This window comes from Caballeronia sp. INML1, assembly GCF_023631085.1.
GTDB classification, from domain to species: domain Bacteria; phylum Pseudomonadota; class Gammaproteobacteria; order Burkholderiales; family Burkholderiaceae; genus Caballeronia; species Caballeronia turbans.
In genome coordinates, this window is sequence record NZ_JALQDT010000071.1 from 44,913 (window position 1) to 60,538 (window position 15,626).

The following is a 15,626-nucleotide window of genomic DNA, read 5'->3' on the forward strand; positions in this document are numbered from 1 at the left end:
GCGACGGCGCCGCCGTCAGCGTATCGCCTTTCTCGCGGACTTGAAGCGATGCTTCTGCTCGCTTTTGAGTGCCCGTATCGCCGGCTTGGTATCGACGTCATCGGGAAACGCCCCTTCCGAGCCGGAAAGCAGACCGCGACTCGCGACCACGTCGTTCAACGCGCCGAAACGCTTTTGCAGCCGCTTAAGGCTCTTCACACTGTCACGCATGCCGGGCGAGACATCCCCGAAAAATTCGAGCAGATAGCGCACCTTCTTTCCGGCCTTGCGCACTTCGTGATAAGCGGCATAGTCGGATCGCTTCGCGCGCAGCGCCCGCTTGATGCGCTTTTTCAACTGACCGCGCGCCGCGCCGATCCGCTTCTTTGCAAACCGTTCGACCGGCACGCGACTATGCCCCGTGTTGAGCTGCTGATTCGCCTCCTTCACGCCCGTCAGCAACACATGCTTTACGTCCGCGTTCGCAATGGTTTCGATGCTGGTCGCGAGCACCGCCGCACGACGCGCCTTCACGGAGTCGTCGAGCCCTTCCACATGGAGTTCGTCCAGCAGCTTCAGCAAAATATCCCAGTCGCGCGCCCTGCCCGCCGACGTCGCCAGATACTTGAGCAACGCGCGCTGATGCGTGTCGAATTCGTCTTCCAGCAAGGGGCTGTAAGCCCAGAACAATGTGCGAAGCCGTCGCAACGCGACGCGCAGCTTGTGCAGCACCTCGGGGTCCGCGTTCCCGTCGAGCGTGGACGCATGCCGCAGCGCCTCTTCGACCAACGGCGATGCCAGTTCACCAAATTTAGTTTCCGCTGTTTCGCTCCTCGCGCGCGCACTGCCATTCGAAGCCATGATCGTTTCCCGTTGCGCAGTACCATCCACATGCAACATGCATACCCGCCGCCGCGCTTGCCCCAAAACAAGGCACGAAAAGCGGAACACGTCTTGCTGGGTTCGCGATACGGGAAATGCCGCTGTCAAGGAACGCTCCACAACAAAAAAGCTGTTGGGTACACTTGGACGCGCCTGCAGATTCAAACGAACAGAATCACATATTCGGAGCCAGCTTGAGGAAGCGAGCCACGGTCATCTGTCGAAAGGGCAACCGGATTTTGCTGGTTGCGCGACGTCGCACCAAATGGGCGCTGCCCGGCGGCATGCTCAAACGGGGCGAGGATTTGCCGGATGCCGCACTGCGCGAGCTCAAGGAGGAAACGCGTCTTGCGGGCAAGTCGGCTAAATTTCTGTTCCAGCATCGCGGAAGGCAGAAGCATCATCACGTCTTTTTCTGCGATGTGCCGAAACGCGCGAAGCCGCGCGCGAGCAATGAAATCTCGCGGTGCCGCTGGGTCCACGTTTCGGAAATTCAGCGGCTCGCCACCAGTGCGCCGACCAAAATGATCGTCAAAGCGCTCGGTGACGAAAGGCGAAAACGCTGACCGTGCAACGCTCACGGCGACCAGGCATCAAACGCCCTGCTGTTTCGCATCGCCGTACACGACTCGCACCGCGGGCACGAACCACGCGAGACACAAGCCGACGAACGCCGCCATCGCGGCCACGACAAGCCCGACGTGAATCGACGCGACGAGCGCCATGCGCGCCGAGTGCGTCATCGCGTCGCCCGGCTGGCCAGCAGCTACAAGCCGTTCGATCAGCGCTGACTGTTCCGCACGGTCGATCAGCAAATCGGGGCTCGCGAACGATTTGAGCCACTGCGTCGCCTGATACGAATCCAGCGGACGATGCACGTTTCGCGTAGAAATGCCCGAGCAGCGCGCCCGTGATCGCGGTGCCGAGCGCCGAATGTCGACGTGACGAGCACGAGCCAGCGCAAACGCAGCTTCGGATCGGGAAAAGAGATCGGCGACGGCGGCGAATACCGTGCCGAGCAGGATACCGCCGCCGATGCCCTGCACACCGCGTGCAATGACGGGAAACAGCATGCTGCGCGCGAATCCGCATAACACGGACGCCAGCCTGAGCAGCACGATGGCCGCGAGCAAAAGAGCTTGCGCCCGTAGAGGTCACCGAGCCGCCCGAAAATCGGAATCGTGATGACGGAGGCGAGCATGTACGAGGTCGCGACCCACGCGTACAGATCGGAGCCCTTCAGCTCGGCGATGATGCGCGGCATTGCGGTGCCGACGATGGTCTGATCGAGCGCGACCAGCATCGTGACGAAGGCGATGCCGAGCATCGCGAGCAGCGATTCGCGAAACGGCAGGCGCTGGCGCTCCGGCTCGTGAACGTCAGCGAACGAGTTCATGACACGCGCGAGCACGCGCGTTTCGTCGTGCTCGCGTGCGAGCGCCTACTGCCCGCCTTCCTGAATCGTCAGAACATTCTTCACGGACGTGACGCCGCTCACGCCCTTCGCGATCGAAGCGGCCTTGTCGATCTGCTCCGCATCCGCGGCATGTCCGGCGAGCGTGATTGCGCCGTTCTTCGCGATCACGTTGATGCCGTTCAATTCGACGCCGCCTTTCTGCAGCGCCTGGGACACCTTCTTGCTGAGAGCCCGATTGGCCTTGCGGGCCGCGGACTTCGAGGTTCCGGCGCTCGCCGACGGCGTAGCGGACTGAGTCGAGGCCGCATCGCTGGTCTGTGACCACACGTTGACGGAGAAGGCAATCGCTGATGCAACGGCGGCAAATCTGAGCGCATTGATCGTTTTCATCGCTTGGCTCCAGGTTGGCTTGATTGGCTTGATGGGCTTGGGTGAAACGAAGGCACGATGAATTCTAGTCGCGGGTTCGCGAGATCGCAGGGATTCGGGCCGTTCATTTCGCATACGCGCGCAATTCGGCGGGCGACAGGAAGAAATCGCCGTTGTCCGCGAGCTTTTCGATCATGAAGTCAATGAACGTTCGCACGCGCAACGGTTGCTCCGTCCGATGCCGGTAGTAGATATAAATCGATTCGCGCTGTGTCAGATGCCGCGTGAGCAAGGGCACGAGCCGCCCTTCGCGGATATGCGTCACCGCCGAAAAACTCCCGAGCTGGCCGATCGCGACACCGGCGAGCACCGCGTCGGTTTCCGCATCGATATCGTTCGCGCAAAGCGCCGCCGCGACCTCGCGGTAGACGATTTCATCGCCGATCATGAATTCCCACGGCGCCTGCTTGCCGGTGTTCGCACGCCGATAACCGGTGCAACGATGCGAGGATAGATCGTCGACGGTACGCGGCGCGCCATATCGTTCGATATACGCGGGCGACCCGCACACGATCAGCTGGATCGGCACGAGCCGCCGTGCAATCGCGCCGCCTGAGGGCGGCGAGCCGCCACGCAATCCGACATCGGCGCGTTCTTCCACGAGATCGGTGAAATGGTCGTCGAAACGCACGTCGAGTCCGACGTCCGGATAAAGCCGCGCGAACGCCAGCACCGACGGCCACAACGCGCGCGCGAGCGCTTTCGGCGCGCTGATGCGCAACGGACCGGCGATGACTTCCTTCGCGCTCCTCGCATCCGCAATGGCCGATGTGAGCATTGCGAGCGCCGGCTCGACACTTTGCAGGAGCCGCTGCCCTTCCTCGGTCAGCGAGAGCTTGCGCGTCGTGCGATGAAACAGGCGCACGCCCAGCGACTTTTCGAGCTGCATCACCGCGTGACTCGCGGCTTGCGGCGAAATCCCCTGATCAATGGCCGCACGCCGCAAATTGCCGAGCGTGGCGGCGCGCACGAAGATCGAAATCGCGCGGACCTCGTTCATGAAGCGCCTCGATTCGCAAATTCAGGTTGATTATCAGTCTAGCGTTCGGCGGCTAGTTCGTGCGAATCGGACGTCCTATGCTTCGTTTCACCTTCACCACCGGCACAACGGAGCACATCATGAGCAACGCCATTCAACAGCAATACAAGCGGGTCTGGTTCATCACGGGCGCGTCGCGCGGCCTCGGCGCGCTGATCGCCCGCGCGGCGCTCGACGACGGCAACGCGGTCGTCGCCGCGGGCCGCAATGTCGAAGCGATCGTCGAGCGTCTCGGCGAATCGCCCGCCCTGCTGCCGGTCGCGCTCGACGTCACGAGCGAAGCGCAGGCCAAGGCGGCCGTCGAAGCCGCCGTCGCGAAGTTCGGCCGTATCGACGTGCTGATCAACAATGCGGGCTTCGGGCTGCTCGCGGCCGTCGAAGAATCGAGCGATGCCGATGTGCGCCGCATGTACGACACCAACGTCTTCGGCCTGCTCAACGTGACGCGCGCCGTGCTGCCCGTCATGCGCAAGCAGCGCGGCGGGCATGTCATGAACATGTCGTCGATCGGCGGTTATCGCGCGGCAGCGGGCTTCGGCGTCTATAGCTCGACGAAGTTCGCCGTCGAAGGCATCACCGAAGCGTTGCATGCGGAGTTGAAGCCGCTCGGCATTCACGCGACCGTCGTCGAGCCGGGCTACTTTCGCACGGACTTTCTGGATGCGTCGTCGCTTCTCGTCGGCAAGGAAATCATCGACGACTACGATGCGACTTCGGGCAACGTGCGGCGCTTCGCTGCCGGCATGAATCACAATCAGCCGGGCGATCCCGAGAAGCTCGCGACCGCGCTCGTCACGCTCGCCGATGCGCAAACACCGCCGCTGCGTCTCGCGCTCGGCACCGACACGCTGAAGGCTATAGCGGAAAAGAACGCGTATGTCGCGGCGGAAACGGAAAGCTGGAAGGCGCTGTCAAGCTCGACGGACTTCGCGGTTTAAGCGGTTTCGGGCGAAAGAGCGGTGTCTCTGAAGGAACGACGAGCCCAATCCTTCTGGCGACGTCGCGTCTATGTTTCGAAGGCAACGGGACGTGACGAAGCGATCACATCGCCCGCGCGGATCGCATCGACGTTCGGCGTGCCGCACAGCGTCATCGCGCGTTTTGCTTCATCGAGCAGGATGTCGATGGCGCAGAGCGCGCCTTGGTCGCCGCCGATGGCCGCGCCGAACAGCACGGGACGCGCGATCGCCGCCGCCTGCGCGCCGAGCGCCACCGCCTTTACGATATCGACGCCGCGCCGGATGCCCGAATCGATGAGCAATTCCGTGCCCGGCCCGAGCGCGCGACGCACCGCATGCAGCGATTCGAGGCTCGAGCGCGCGGCGTTCGAACGCCGCGCGATTCGCCGCGAGCGTGATCTCGTCTTCCGCGCCGCCGTCGATGAACTCGAACACGAAGCGCGGCAGCGTGCGGCGCGCGAGTTCGCGCAGATCGGCGCTCGACAGCGCGCTGTCGAGCGTAAGCCTCATGCCTCGCGCACTTTGCCCGTTTGCGCGAGCCGCATCGCGAGCGTCGAGAGCGCGTCATACGCGTCGCGCGATACCGCGTCCCACGCGCCGATAGCCTGCGACTGCGCTTCGACGACCGCGCGATCGCCGCGCGCGGCCGGGCCCGTCAACGCATCCTTCGGCCCGAGCGCGACGATGTTCGCGGCCGCATTGCGCGACAGCGTATGCATCATGTCCTCGATGAGCGGCTGCGGAATGCCCGCCGCCTGCCACATCTCGACGGACATCGCCGCGAGTATCGGCAGAAAGTTCGACGCGACGACCGCCGCCGCGTGATAGAGCGCCTTGCTGCCCGGCTCGATATCGAAACAGCGCGCGCCGATGGCCGCGAGAATCTCGCTCCATGCGGCACGCGCGGCCCGGTCGCCTTCGAGCCCGCACGGCGTGCCTTCGAACTGAAACACGGCCGTGCCGGGATTGGCGAAGCTCAGCATCGGATGCACGCTCGCGACATTCCAGCCGAGCGCGCGCAAGGGCGCGAGCGTGTCCGTGTCGAGCGCGCCGCTGCAATGCACCGCAATCGACGGCATGTCGTCCCTGCGATGCCCCGCGAGCGACTGCGCCACTTCCGCGATGCGCATGTCGGGCACCGACAGCAGCCAAATATCGGCGGGGCGCATCGCGGCGATGTCGTCGAGCGCGCGGCCCGCGCCGATGAAATCGACCGCGTCACGCGCATGCGCGATATCGCTGTCGCATACGTCGCCGATATCGAGCACGCGGTTCGCGACGATCAGATTGCCGAGCGTCGCGCCGACGCGCCCCGCGCCGATGATGTTGAGAGTCGCCATGATGATGTGAGGCCGCGCGAGACTCAGCCGTGCCTGATCGCGATGGTCTTCAGACTCGTGAAACCATAGAGCGCCTCGAAGCCCTTCTCGCGTCCGTGGCCGCTCGCCTTCACGCCGCCGAACGGCAACTCGACGCCGCCGCCCGCGCCGTAGTTGTTCACGAAGACCTGCCCCGCCTGCAGCTTGCGCGCGAGACGCAAGCCACGCGAGCCGTCGCGCGTCCACACGCCCGCGACGAGGCCGTAATGCGTCCCGTTGGCGAGCTTCACGGCTTCGGCTTCATCGTCGAAGGGCATCGCCGCGAGCACCGGTCCGAAAACTTCTTCTTGCGCGAGGCGGCTTTGCGGCGGCACGTCGCGGAACAGGACCGCCTCCTGGAAAAAGCCGTTGCGCGACGCCTCCACGACGATCCTGCCGCGCGCCGCCACGCGAATGCCTTCGGCCTCTGCCTGCTCGACCATGCTGCGCACGCGCGCCTGCTGCTTCGCGTTGACGAGCGGGCCCATGTCGAGGTCCATCGCGGGCGGGCCGGAGCGCAGCGCTTCGAAACGCTGCGTCAGACGTTCGATCACCGTCTCGTAGATGCCGCGCTGAACCAGCAGGCGGCTGCCCGCCGAGCACGTCTGCCCGGCGTTCTGGATGATCGCGTTGAGAATCACGGGCAAGGCTTCGTCGAGATCGGCATCGTCGAACAGGAGTTGCGGCGACTTGCCGCCGAGTTCGAGCACGCTCGGGCAATGACGCTCCGCCGCCGTGCGTCCGACCAGCGCGCCCGTCGCGCTCGAGCCGGTGAACGAAATATGGCCGATGCCGCCGTTCGCCGACAACGCCGCGCCCGCTTCGCTGCCCAGACCCGTGACGACGTTGATCGCGCCCGCCGGAAAGCCGATGTCGGCGGCGATTTCGGCGAGACGCAGGATCGACAGGCTGGCGTCTTCCGCCGGCTTGATCACGCACGCGTTGCCCGCCGCGAGCGATGCGCCGACGCTGCGGCCATAGATCTGCATCGGGTAATTCCACGGGATGATGTGCCCCGTCACGCCTATCGGCTCGCGCACCGTCAGCACCGTGAAGCCCGTCGTATAGGGCAGCGTCTCGCCATGCAGCTTGTCGACGCAGCCGGCGTAGTACTGCAGATAGCGCGCGAGCACGGCCGCGTCGGTGCGCGCGGTCTTGAGCGCCTTGCCGGTGTCGCGCGCTTCGAGCCGCGCGAGTTCGTCGGCGTTCTCCAGCACCGCCGCTGCATACGCGAACAGCAGATTCGCGCGCTCGACCGGCGAGCGCTTCGCCCACGGACCGTCGAGCGCCTCGCCCATTGCGTCGCGTGCGGCGGCGACAGCGCGGTCGACATCGGCGGCATTGCCGCGCGCGATCGCCGCGAACGGCTCGCCCGTGCTGGGGTCGATGACATCGAGCGATTCGCCGTTGTCGCCCGCGCGCCATGCGTTGCCGATGAAGTGACGATATTCCATGCTTACTCCGTGATCAGTGCGTGTTCGGTGACGGCTGCGGCGATCGCCGTGCCGACTTCGATGGTGTTCGCCGCGCCGCCCATGTCCGGCGTGCGCGGACCGCTTTCGAGCACGGTTTCGATGGCCGAGACGATGGTCTTCGCCGCCGCTTCGTAGCGCGCCTCGCCACGGCCGAGATGCTGCAGCATCAGCGCCGCCGACCAGATTTGCCCGATCGGATTGGCGATGCCCTTGCCCGCGATATCCGGCGCGGAGCCGTGCACCGGCTCGAAGAGCGACGGAAAGCGCCGCTCCGGATTCAGGTTGGCCGAAGGCGCGATGCCGATGGTGCCGGTGCACGCAGGCCCGAGGTCCGAAAGAATGTCGCCGAAGAGATTGGACGCGACGACCACATCGAAACGATCGGGATGCTGCACGAAATGCGCGCACAGAATGTCGATATGAAACTTGCGCGTCTCGATGTCCGGATAGCGCTTCGCCGCTTCCGCGAGGCGCTCGTCCCAGTACGGCATCGTGATAGAGATGCCGTTCGATTTGGTCGCGGCGGTCAGCTGCTTTTTCGGGCGGCTTTGGGCGAGCTGAAAGGCGAAGTCGAGAATGCGATCGACGCCCGTGCGCGTAAACACCGCCTGCTGCGTCGCGAACTCGCGGTCGGTGCCTTCGAACATGCGTCCGCCGACCGACGAATACTCGCCTTCGGTGTTCTCGCGCACGACCAGAAAGTCGATGTCGCCGGGCTTGCGGTGCGCGAGCGGCGACGGCACGCCTGGCATGAGACGCACCGGGCGCAGGTTCACGTACTGATCGAAGTCGCGGCGAATCCTGATGATCGATTCCCACACGGCCGTGTGGTCCGGCACGACATCGGGCGTGCCGACCGCGCCGAAGAAGATGGCGTCGTGCTTGCCGATCTGCCTCGCCCAGTCGGCGGGCATCATCGTGCCGTGCTGCACGTAGTGTTCGGTGCACCACGACGCGAATTCGTCGAAGTCGAGCGCGATGTCATAGCGCGCCGCGGCCGCCTTCAGCACGCGCAAGCCTTCGACCATGACTTCCTTGCCGATGCCGTCGCCCGGAATGACGGCGATGTGATGCGTTGTTGCCATTGCGCTATGTCTCCTCGATTTCGACGCGGACATGCCCGGCGTGCGCACGAGAGGAGACCTTGCACATGGCAAGAGCCTAGTTGTCTCCTTCGTCTCTGTCGCCCTCGGAACGCGTGCGTGTCCGGGCATCGGACTATTCAGATGAGCAATCTAGCGGACGCCCTCACGCGGCGGAAGTGCGAATCCGCAAACGGGAGTCTTCGAATATCCGCAAGGGGGTTCAGCCGGCCGGACGTTCGCCGCCCGGCGCAACCAGCGATGCGGGCGCGAACGCGCTCAGGAAATCGAACAGCTTGCGCGCGGGCAAAGGCGCGGCGCCGGCGCGAATCCCGACCGACATCACGCGCTCGGCCCAGGGATTCGTCAGGCGGATGAAGCGCAGATGCATCGGCTCGCGAAAGAGACGCACCGCGCCTTCGGGCAGCACGCCGACGCCCTGCCCCGCCGCGATGAGCCGGCACATCGCCTCGAAGCTTTGCACCTGCACGCGAAAGCGGATCGTGCGGCCCGCGAGCGCGGCTTCCTTGACGAGCATTCGCGTGACTTCGGCCTTGTCGTCGAGGCCGACGATATCGTGTTCGAGCAGCGCCGCGAAGTCGATCTGCTCGCCCTGCAAAACATGGTCTTCCGGCACGACGACGCTGATGCGGTCCGCGCAGTATGGCGCGAGGCGAATGCCTTCCATGCCGACCTGCGAAGTCACCACGCCGACATCCGCGCGCCCTTCACGCAACGCCTGAAGAATGTCCATGCTGCGCAATTCGCTGATATGCAGCTTGATGTCCTGATACCGCTGCGAGAACGCGCGCAGATGATCGGGCAAGTCCTGGCTGATCGCCGAGATATTGGCGAACACGCGCACGCGGCCGACGGAGCCTTTGGTGTAGTCGGACAGCTCGCTGTATATCGCATCGGTCTTGAGCAGCAGCTCGGTGGCATGACGCGCGAGCGCTTCGCCCGCGGGCGTGGGCTCGACACCCGCCGACGTGCGGTTCAGCAACCCGACGCGGAAGTGATGTTCGAGCAGCGCAATACGCCGGCTCGCCGTCGACAGCGACATATGCGATTGCTGCGCCGCCTTCGACAGGCTGCCCAATTCGACTGCGCGCAGAAAAAGAGCCAGCGACGTGAGATCGAACAAACCGGACGCTCCTTAAAGTCTTGCCGCGCAGTATGGCATCCGGGCGCGATCGGCGCGTCGTGGCCGGATACAGGAAAACCCTGACCGATGCGCACGCCCGTGTCGCGAAGGGCGTGTTCGAACTATTCGAAAGCCCGCTTCAACGATTTCGCATATCACCGGCGCTCGGCAGCCGCTACATTTCCCCTGTTCCGCCGCGTCTTCCGTCCACGAATCCGGGCGACGCAGGACGGAGCTTAAAAAAAACATACATGGAGACAGACGTGGAAATCGATGCGACCAACATGCCGCCCGGCGCGGCATCGCCCGCCCCGTCACACGACGCGGCCACGGCGGACCGGATCTTCCGCCGCCTGGCTCTGCAAATCCTGCCGATTCTGATGTTCGCGTACATCACGTCGTACATCGATCGCGTGAACGTGAGCTTCGCGAAGTTGCAGATGGCGCAGCAGCTCGGCTTCTCCGATGCCGTGTTCGGCTTCGGCGCAGGCATCTTCTTTCTTGGCTATGTGATTTTCGAAGTGCCGAGCAACATGATCCTGCAACGCGTGGGCGCGCGCAGATGGATCACGCGCATCATCCTGTCGTGGGGCGTCGTGTCGGGGCTGACGGCCTTCGTCGCCACGCCGATGCAGTTCTACGTGATGCGCTGCCTGCTCGGCGTCGCGGAGGCCGGCTTCATTCCGGCGATCGTCTTTTATATCGGCCAGTCGTTTCCGCGTAACCGCCGCGCGCGCATCCTCAGCATGTTCTATGCGGCGCTCGCGCTCGCGGGTCTCATCGGCTCGCCGTTGACGGGCTTCATCATGCAGTACTTCGACGGCCTCATGCAGTTGGCCGGCTGGAAGTGGATCTTCATCGTCGAAGCCTTGCCCGCGTTTCTCGCGGCGGTCTACACATGGAAGGGACTCGACGACGACGTCACGAAAAGCCCGCGCTACAGCGAGGCCGATCGCGCCTTCCTCTCGCGCGTGCTCGCCGAGGATCGCGCGGTGACGGCGGAATCGAACCACAAGGGCCTCTTCTCGAGCTGGCTCGTGTGGGCGTTTTGCCTGATCTATTTTCTCGATGTATTCGGCATCTATGGCTACACCTTCTGGGCGCCCACGATGATCAAGTCGATGGGCATCTCCGGCGACTTCGCGATCGGCGCGCTCGCGGCGTTGCCGAACGCGGTTGCCGTCGTCGTGATGTTGACCTTCGGCCGCAGCGCGGACAGGCGCGGCGAGCGGCGCATGCATGTCGCGGCATTGCTTCTGATGGGCGCGGTCGGCTTGTCGCTGTCCGTGCTCTGGCATGACAATTTGTGGCTCGGCATGATCGCGCTGTGCATCGCCAACGCGGGACTGCTGTCGTTTCCGCCGCTCTTCTGGAGCATGCCCACGGCCGTGCTCGGGCAGGCCGCGGCGGCGGTCGGCATCGCATGGATCAGCGCGTTCGGCAATCTCGGCGGCTTCTTCGGCCCGTATGTGGTCGGCTTCCTGAAGCAGGCTTCGGGCGGCATGACATTGCCGATTTTCTCGATGGTAGGCTGCCTCGCACTCGGCATCGTTCTGACGATGCTGCTGCCGAAGCGGCTCGTGAACCGCTGAGCTTTTTTCCACAGACACGACAAGACGAAGAGAGGCAGGATGAAGCAGCGAATCGGCATGATCGGTATCGGCCTGATGGGGCACGGCATCGCGCGCAATGTGATGAAGCATGGCTATCCGCTTACGGTGGTCGAGCATCCCGGCAATCAGCCACTCGACGAACTGCGCGCGGGCGGCGTGAAGACCGTCGCGAACGGCGAGGCGCTCGCGCGCGAATCGGACATCGTCATTCTCTGCGTGACAGGATCGCCTGAAGTCGAAGCGGTGTTGACCGCGCCCGATGGCGTGCTCGCGGGATTGCAGCCGGGAACGATCGTGATCGACTGCTCGACGGCCGTACCCGCATCGACGGCGCGCATGGCATCGCTCGTGAAGGAAGCGGGCGGTCTGTTCGTCGATGCGCCGATGACGCGCACCGCGAAGGAAGCGCATGAAGGGCGCCTGAATCTGCTGGTCGGCGCTGAGCCGGAATTGTTCGCTCGTATCGAGCCGCTGTTGCGTACGTATGCGGAGAACGTGACGCTCGTCGGCGGCCTCGGCGCGGGGCACAGCATGAAGCTGCTGCACAATTTCGTATCGCTCGGGACGATCGCGCTGATCTCCGAAGCGGCGGCCTGCGCGAAGCGCGCGGGTGTCGATGCGCAAACCTTCGTCGATGTCCTCGCGAAAGGCGGTGGCGGCGGCGCGGCATTGGAGCGGCTGCGTCCGTCGCTCGTGGAAGACGATCCGTCGGGCATGCCGTTTCACATGTCCAATGCGCTCAAGGATCTCGGCTACTACGTGACGATGGCCGGGGACACGAACGCGGTCGATGCGATCGCCACTGCTGTTCGCGCGACGTATGCGGACGCGGTCGAGCAAGGCGGCGCGCATCGGACGTTGCTGGAGTTGCCGAAGCTGCTGGGCGCCTGATTGCGACGACGCGAAAAAAAGCCGCTCCGAAGAGCGGCTTTCGCAACTTGCGGGTGGCGCCGCTTCAGTCGTCGAGCAAGGACAAATCCCGCACCGCGCCCTTGTCCGCCGACATCACCAGCTTCGCATACGCCTTCAGCGCCGCCGACACCTTGCGCGGACGCTGCTTCGCGGGCTTCCAGCCCTTCGCGTTCTGTTCCTCGCGACGGCGCGCGAGTTCATCGTCCGAAAGCAGCACGTCGATCGTGCGATTGGGAATGTCGATGCGGATCTTGTCGCCGTCGCGCACGAGACCGATCGCGCCGCCTGCCGCCGCTTCGGGCGAGCAATGGCCGATCGAAAGCCCCGACGTGCCGCCCGAGAAGCGGCCGTCCGTCAGGAGCGCGCATGCCTTGCCGAGACCTTTCGACTTGATGTAGCTCGTCGGGTAGAGCATTTCCTGCATGCCCGGGCCGCCCTTCGGACCTTCATAACGGACGATGACGACATCGCCGGCCTTGACCTGGTCGTTCAGGATGTTCTCCACGGCTTCATCCTGCGACTCGGTGACATGCGCCGTGCCTTCGAACACGAGAATGCTTTCATCGACGCCCGCGGTCTTCACGACGCAGCCGTCGAGCGCGATATTGCCTCTCAGCACGGCGAGGCCGCCTTCCTTCGAGAACGCATGTTCGTAAGAACGGATGCAGCCTTCGGCGCGATCGGTGTCGAGACTCGGCCAGCGCGTGTTCTGGCTGAACGCCACTTGCGTCGGAACGCCGGCGGGGCCTGCCATGTAGAAGGTTTTGACCGCTTCGTCCTCGGTGCGCTTGACGTCCCACTGGTCGAGCGCGTCTTTCAGCGTGGGCGCATGCACGGTCGGCACGTCGGTGTGCAATTTGCCCGCGCGATCGAGTTCACCCAGGATCGCCATGATGCCGCCCGCGCGATGCACGTCTTCGATGTGGTACTTGTTCGTGTTGGGCGCGACCTTGCACAGTTGCGGCACGGTGCGCGACAGGCGGTCGATGTCCGCCATCGTGAAGTCGATCTCGGCTTCGCGCGCAATGGCCAGCAAGTGCAGGATGGTGTTGGTCGAGCCGCCCATCGCGATATCGAGCGTCATCGCGTTTTCAAAGGCCTTGAAGCCGACCGAGCGCGGCAGCACGCGCGCTTCCTCCTGCTCGTAGTAACGGCGCGCCAGTTCGACGACACCGCGTCCCGCGCGCTTGAAAAGCTGCTCGCGGTCGGCATGCGTCGCGACCACGGTGCCGTTGCCGGGCAAAGAGAGGCCGAGCGCTTCGGTGAGGCAGTTCATCGAGTTGGCCGTGAACATGCCCGAGCACGAACCGCACGTCGGGCATGCGGACCGTTCGACTTCGGCGACTTCGGCGTCGGAGTACGACGAGTCGGCGGCGATCACCATGGCATCGACGAGATCGAGCTTCTTCAGCTCGATGGCCTTCGTCTTCGGATTCGCGAGGCGCGTCTTGCCTGCTTCCATAGGCCCGCCGGACACGAAGATCACGGGAATGTTCAGGCGCATGGCGGCCATCAGCATGCCCGGGGTGATCTTGTCGCAGTTCGAGATGCAGACCATGGCATCGGCGCAATGCGCGTTGACCATGTATTCCACCGAATCGGCGATGATGTCGCGGCTCGGCAGCGAATACAGCATGCCGTCATGACCCATCGCGATACCGTCATCGACGGCAATGGTGTTGAACTCCTTCGCCACGCCGCCCGCGGCCTCGATCTCGCGCGCGACGAGTTGCCCGAGGTCTTTCAGATGCACGTGCCCCGGCACGAACTGGGTGAACGAGTTGACGACGGCGATGATCGGCTTCGAGAAATCTTCGTCTTTCATGCCGGTGGCGCGCCACAACGAGCGCGCGCCCGCCATGTTGCGGCCGGCGGTGGAGGTTTTGGAACGGTATGTGGGCATCGTGGTTGCTGGTGGAATATCGCGGGATGAAAGCGGGCCACGAGGGTAAAGGCCCTTGCGCGCAGGGGTCGGCGACCTTTTGGGTCGGGCGGGCGCGAATTTTGGGATTATCACATACCTGCTTCGTTCGTTTTGCTTCGCCTCGCCGCGTCCACCAACGCGCGAATCGCCCAGCGTTTCACCTTGCGCGTGCGTGCGTCGTCGAGTTGCAGCACATCCTTGCAGACCAGCATCGCCTCGGTGCCGATCACGAGCGCGAGGGCCTGAGTCAATGTGTCGAGCGCCGCGGCCTTGAACTGATCGTGCGCGGGCTCCAGCGCCGCCTCGATCAACGGCGTGCGGCGATTCTGCCGCAGCGGCACTTCATCTGCGGCATCGCCCTTCGCCGCGCGCTCGAGCGAATGCGCGAGCATCATGCGCAGCGGCACTTCGTTGGCGAGAATCATGTCGTGGAGCGCGGCATCGACACGCAGCAGTCGCGCGACCGGATCAGCCGATGCGCGCGCAGTAAAGAGCGTGTCCGCATCCGGCGTGTCGACATCGAGCGATGCTTCCAGCATGAGCGCATCGACACTCGGGAAATGCCGATACGCCGTCGCGCGCGAGACCATTGCCTCAGCGGCAACCTCCTCCAGACTCGGCCTGAGCCCTTGCTTCGTCAGCCGCGATGCCGCCTGCAGCAAATCCTTGCGCGTGCGCTGCTTCTGATTGCCGCGCGTCCTCGTTGCAGGATCTGCCATATCAAGCCTGCGGCAACTGGCCGATGATCGCCGCGAGATCGACCCACACGTTCTCGCGCCTGATCTGCCCGCTTTCGCTGAACTCGATGACATGCAACATGCGGAATTCGAGCGGGCGCCCACGGCCGTCGAGCCCGAACGGTCTGCCGGGCGCCTTGCCGCGCCACAGCGATTCGTCGATGACGAAGCCATCGCCATAAAGGCGGCGCAGACACTCGACCCGGCTCTCCGAGAGATCGGCGAACAACGTTTCATAGAACGGCCGCGCGCCTTCGCGTCCATGCGCCGGACCCGCGGGCCAGCCGACGACATCGTGCTCGACATCTTCCGTGAGCGTCGCGAGCACGCCTTCGACATCGTCGCGTCGTTCGAAGCCGAAATGCTCGTCGATCTTCCGATCCATCTCCACAGGGGTCAGCGTCATGATTGCCTCCTTGCGTGCGCCATTTCCTCCGATTCATTCTAGTGAGACAAGAGTCTCATTACAAGATTTAAATGTCGTCTGTTGGTCTTGCTGGTTAGCTATGCAATCACTTCACTGCGCGGCAAATTCTCGCGGATAAAAAAATGGCGCAGCCTCTTTCGAGGCTGCGCCATCTCTTCATTCGCTCTGGATATCAGACAGCGCGGCGCACCATCAATTCCTTGATCTTGCCGATCGCCTTGGTCGGATTGAGCCCCTTGGGGCACACGT

General features: G+C 64.2%; 16 protein-coding genes and 3 pseudogenes. 4 read left to right on the plus strand and 15 right to left on the minus strand.

Features of this window, described 5'->3' with window-relative positions:
* Positions 1–15: 15 nt before the first annotated feature.
* A complete protein-coding gene (locus NCR38_RS29180) occupies positions 16–840 on the minus strand; it encodes a CHAD domain-containing protein (protein ID WP_061121227.1) in 825 nt (274 codons plus the stop codon).
* A gap of 215 nt (positions 841–1,055) precedes the next feature.
* Between NCR38_RS29180 and NCR38_RS29185 the strand changes: the two genes are divergently transcribed.
* Positions 1,056–1,427, plus strand: coding sequence for an NUDIX hydrolase (locus tag NCR38_RS29185; protein WP_061121194.1), 372 nt, complete (start codon positions 1,056–1,058; stop codon positions 1,425–1,427).
* 27 nt (positions 1,428–1,454) lie between these two features.
* On the opposite strand, the gene NCR38_RS29190 is transcribed toward NCR38_RS29185, so the two are convergent.
* The 4 genes and pseudogenes from NCR38_RS29190 to NCR38_RS29205 form a co-directional block, all read right to left on the minus strand.
* The gene (locus NCR38_RS29190) at positions 1,455–1,676 is read right to left on the minus strand and encodes a hypothetical protein (RefSeq protein WP_061121193.1); all 222 of its coding nucleotides are present in this window, start codon (positions 1,674–1,676) and stop codon (positions 1,455–1,457) included.
* A gap of 113 nt (positions 1,677–1,789) precedes the next feature.
* Positions 1,790–2,257, minus strand: a pseudogene (locus NCR38_RS29195) (MFS transporter); the annotation flags it as partial.
* 45 nt (positions 2,258–2,302) lie between these two features.
* Positions 2,303–2,668, minus strand: coding sequence for a BON domain-containing protein (locus tag NCR38_RS29200; protein WP_061121191.1), 366 nt, complete (start codon positions 2,666–2,668; stop codon positions 2,303–2,305).
* 103 nt (positions 2,669–2,771) lie between these two features.
* Positions 2,772–3,707, minus strand: coding sequence for a LysR family transcriptional regulator (locus NCR38_RS29205; RefSeq protein ID WP_061121190.1), 936 nt, complete (start codon positions 3,705–3,707; stop codon positions 2,772–2,774).
* 119 nt (positions 3,708–3,826) lie between these two features.
* On the opposite strand from NCR38_RS29205, the gene NCR38_RS29210 reads away from it, so the two are divergent.
* Positions 3,827–4,684 carry an oxidoreductase gene (locus NCR38_RS29210; RefSeq protein ID WP_061121226.1) on the plus strand — a complete coding sequence of 286 codons (858 nt, stop codon included), beginning with the start codon at positions 3,827–3,829 and terminating at the stop codon, positions 4,682–4,684.
* A gap of 68 nt (positions 4,685–4,752) precedes the next feature.
* On the opposite strand, the gene NCR38_RS29215 is transcribed toward NCR38_RS29210, so the two are convergent.
* The 6 genes and pseudogenes from NCR38_RS29215 to NCR38_RS29240 all read right to left on the minus strand — a co-directional run bounded on the left by NCR38_RS29215 (position 4,753) and on the right by NCR38_RS29240 (position 9,764).
* Positions 4,753–5,037 (minus strand): alpha-hydroxy-acid oxidizing protein, encoded by a 285-nt coding sequence (locus NCR38_RS29215; RefSeq protein ID WP_061121189.1) that lies wholly within the window; start codon positions 5,035–5,037, stop codon positions 4,753–4,755.
* Between the two features lie 61 nt (positions 5,038–5,098).
* Positions 5,099–5,215 (minus strand): annotated as a pseudogene (locus NCR38_RS29220) (alpha-hydroxy-acid oxidizing protein); the annotation flags it as partial.
* Positions 5,212–6,045 (minus strand): Rossmann-like and DUF2520 domain-containing protein, encoded by an 834-nt coding sequence (locus NCR38_RS29225; protein ID WP_061121188.1) that lies wholly within the window; start codon positions 6,043–6,045, stop codon positions 5,212–5,214. The pseudogene NCR38_RS29220 and the gene NCR38_RS29225, both read right to left, overlap by 4 nt.
* A gap of 23 nt (positions 6,046–6,068) precedes the next feature.
* Positions 6,069–7,517, minus strand: coding sequence for an aldehyde dehydrogenase family protein (locus NCR38_RS29230; RefSeq protein WP_061121187.1), 1,449 nt, complete (start codon positions 7,515–7,517; stop codon positions 6,069–6,071).
* A 2-nt stretch (positions 7,518–7,519) separates the two neighbouring features.
* Positions 7,520–8,623, minus strand: coding sequence for a tartrate dehydrogenase (locus NCR38_RS29235; protein ID WP_061121186.1), 1,104 nt, complete (start codon positions 8,621–8,623; stop codon positions 7,520–7,522).
* 220 nt (positions 8,624–8,843) lie between these two features.
* Positions 8,844–9,764, minus strand: coding sequence for a LysR family transcriptional regulator (locus tag NCR38_RS29240; protein ID WP_061121185.1), 921 nt, complete (start codon positions 9,762–9,764; stop codon positions 8,844–8,846).
* A gap of 263 nt (positions 9,765–10,027) precedes the next feature.
* On the opposite strand from NCR38_RS29240, the gene NCR38_RS29245 reads away from it, so the two are divergent.
* A complete protein-coding gene (locus NCR38_RS29245) occupies positions 10,028–11,356 on the plus strand; it encodes an MFS transporter (RefSeq protein ID WP_061121225.1) in 1,329 nt (442 codons plus the stop codon).
* A 39-nt stretch (positions 11,357–11,395) separates the two neighbouring features.
* Complete coding sequence (locus NCR38_RS29250; protein WP_061121184.1) at positions 11,396–12,268, plus strand: NAD(P)-dependent oxidoreductase; 873 nt, start codon at positions 11,396–11,398, stop codon at positions 12,266–12,268.
* A gap of 64 nt (positions 12,269–12,332) precedes the next feature.
* Here the strand turns inward: NCR38_RS29250 and ilvD are convergent, their stop codons facing one another.
* The 4 genes and pseudogenes from ilvD to sdhB all read right to left on the minus strand — a co-directional run.
* Positions 12,333–14,192, minus strand: coding sequence for a dihydroxy-acid dehydratase (ilvD, locus tag NCR38_RS29255; RefSeq protein ID WP_061121183.1), 1,860 nt, complete (start codon positions 14,190–14,192; stop codon positions 12,333–12,335).
* Positions 14,193–14,302: 110 nt separating this feature from the next.
* Complete coding sequence (locus NCR38_RS29260; protein ID WP_061121182.1) at positions 14,303–14,932, minus strand: TetR/AcrR family transcriptional regulator; 630 nt, start codon at positions 14,930–14,932, stop codon at positions 14,303–14,305.
* A 1-nt stretch (position 14,933) separates the two neighbouring features.
* Positions 14,934–15,356, minus strand: coding sequence for a nuclear transport factor 2 family protein (locus NCR38_RS29265; protein ID WP_061121181.1), 423 nt, complete (start codon positions 15,354–15,356; stop codon positions 14,934–14,936).
* Between the two features lie 193 nt (positions 15,357–15,549).
* Positions 15,550–15,626, minus strand: a pseudogene (sdhB, locus tag NCR38_RS29270) (succinate dehydrogenase iron-sulfur subunit); the annotation flags it as partial.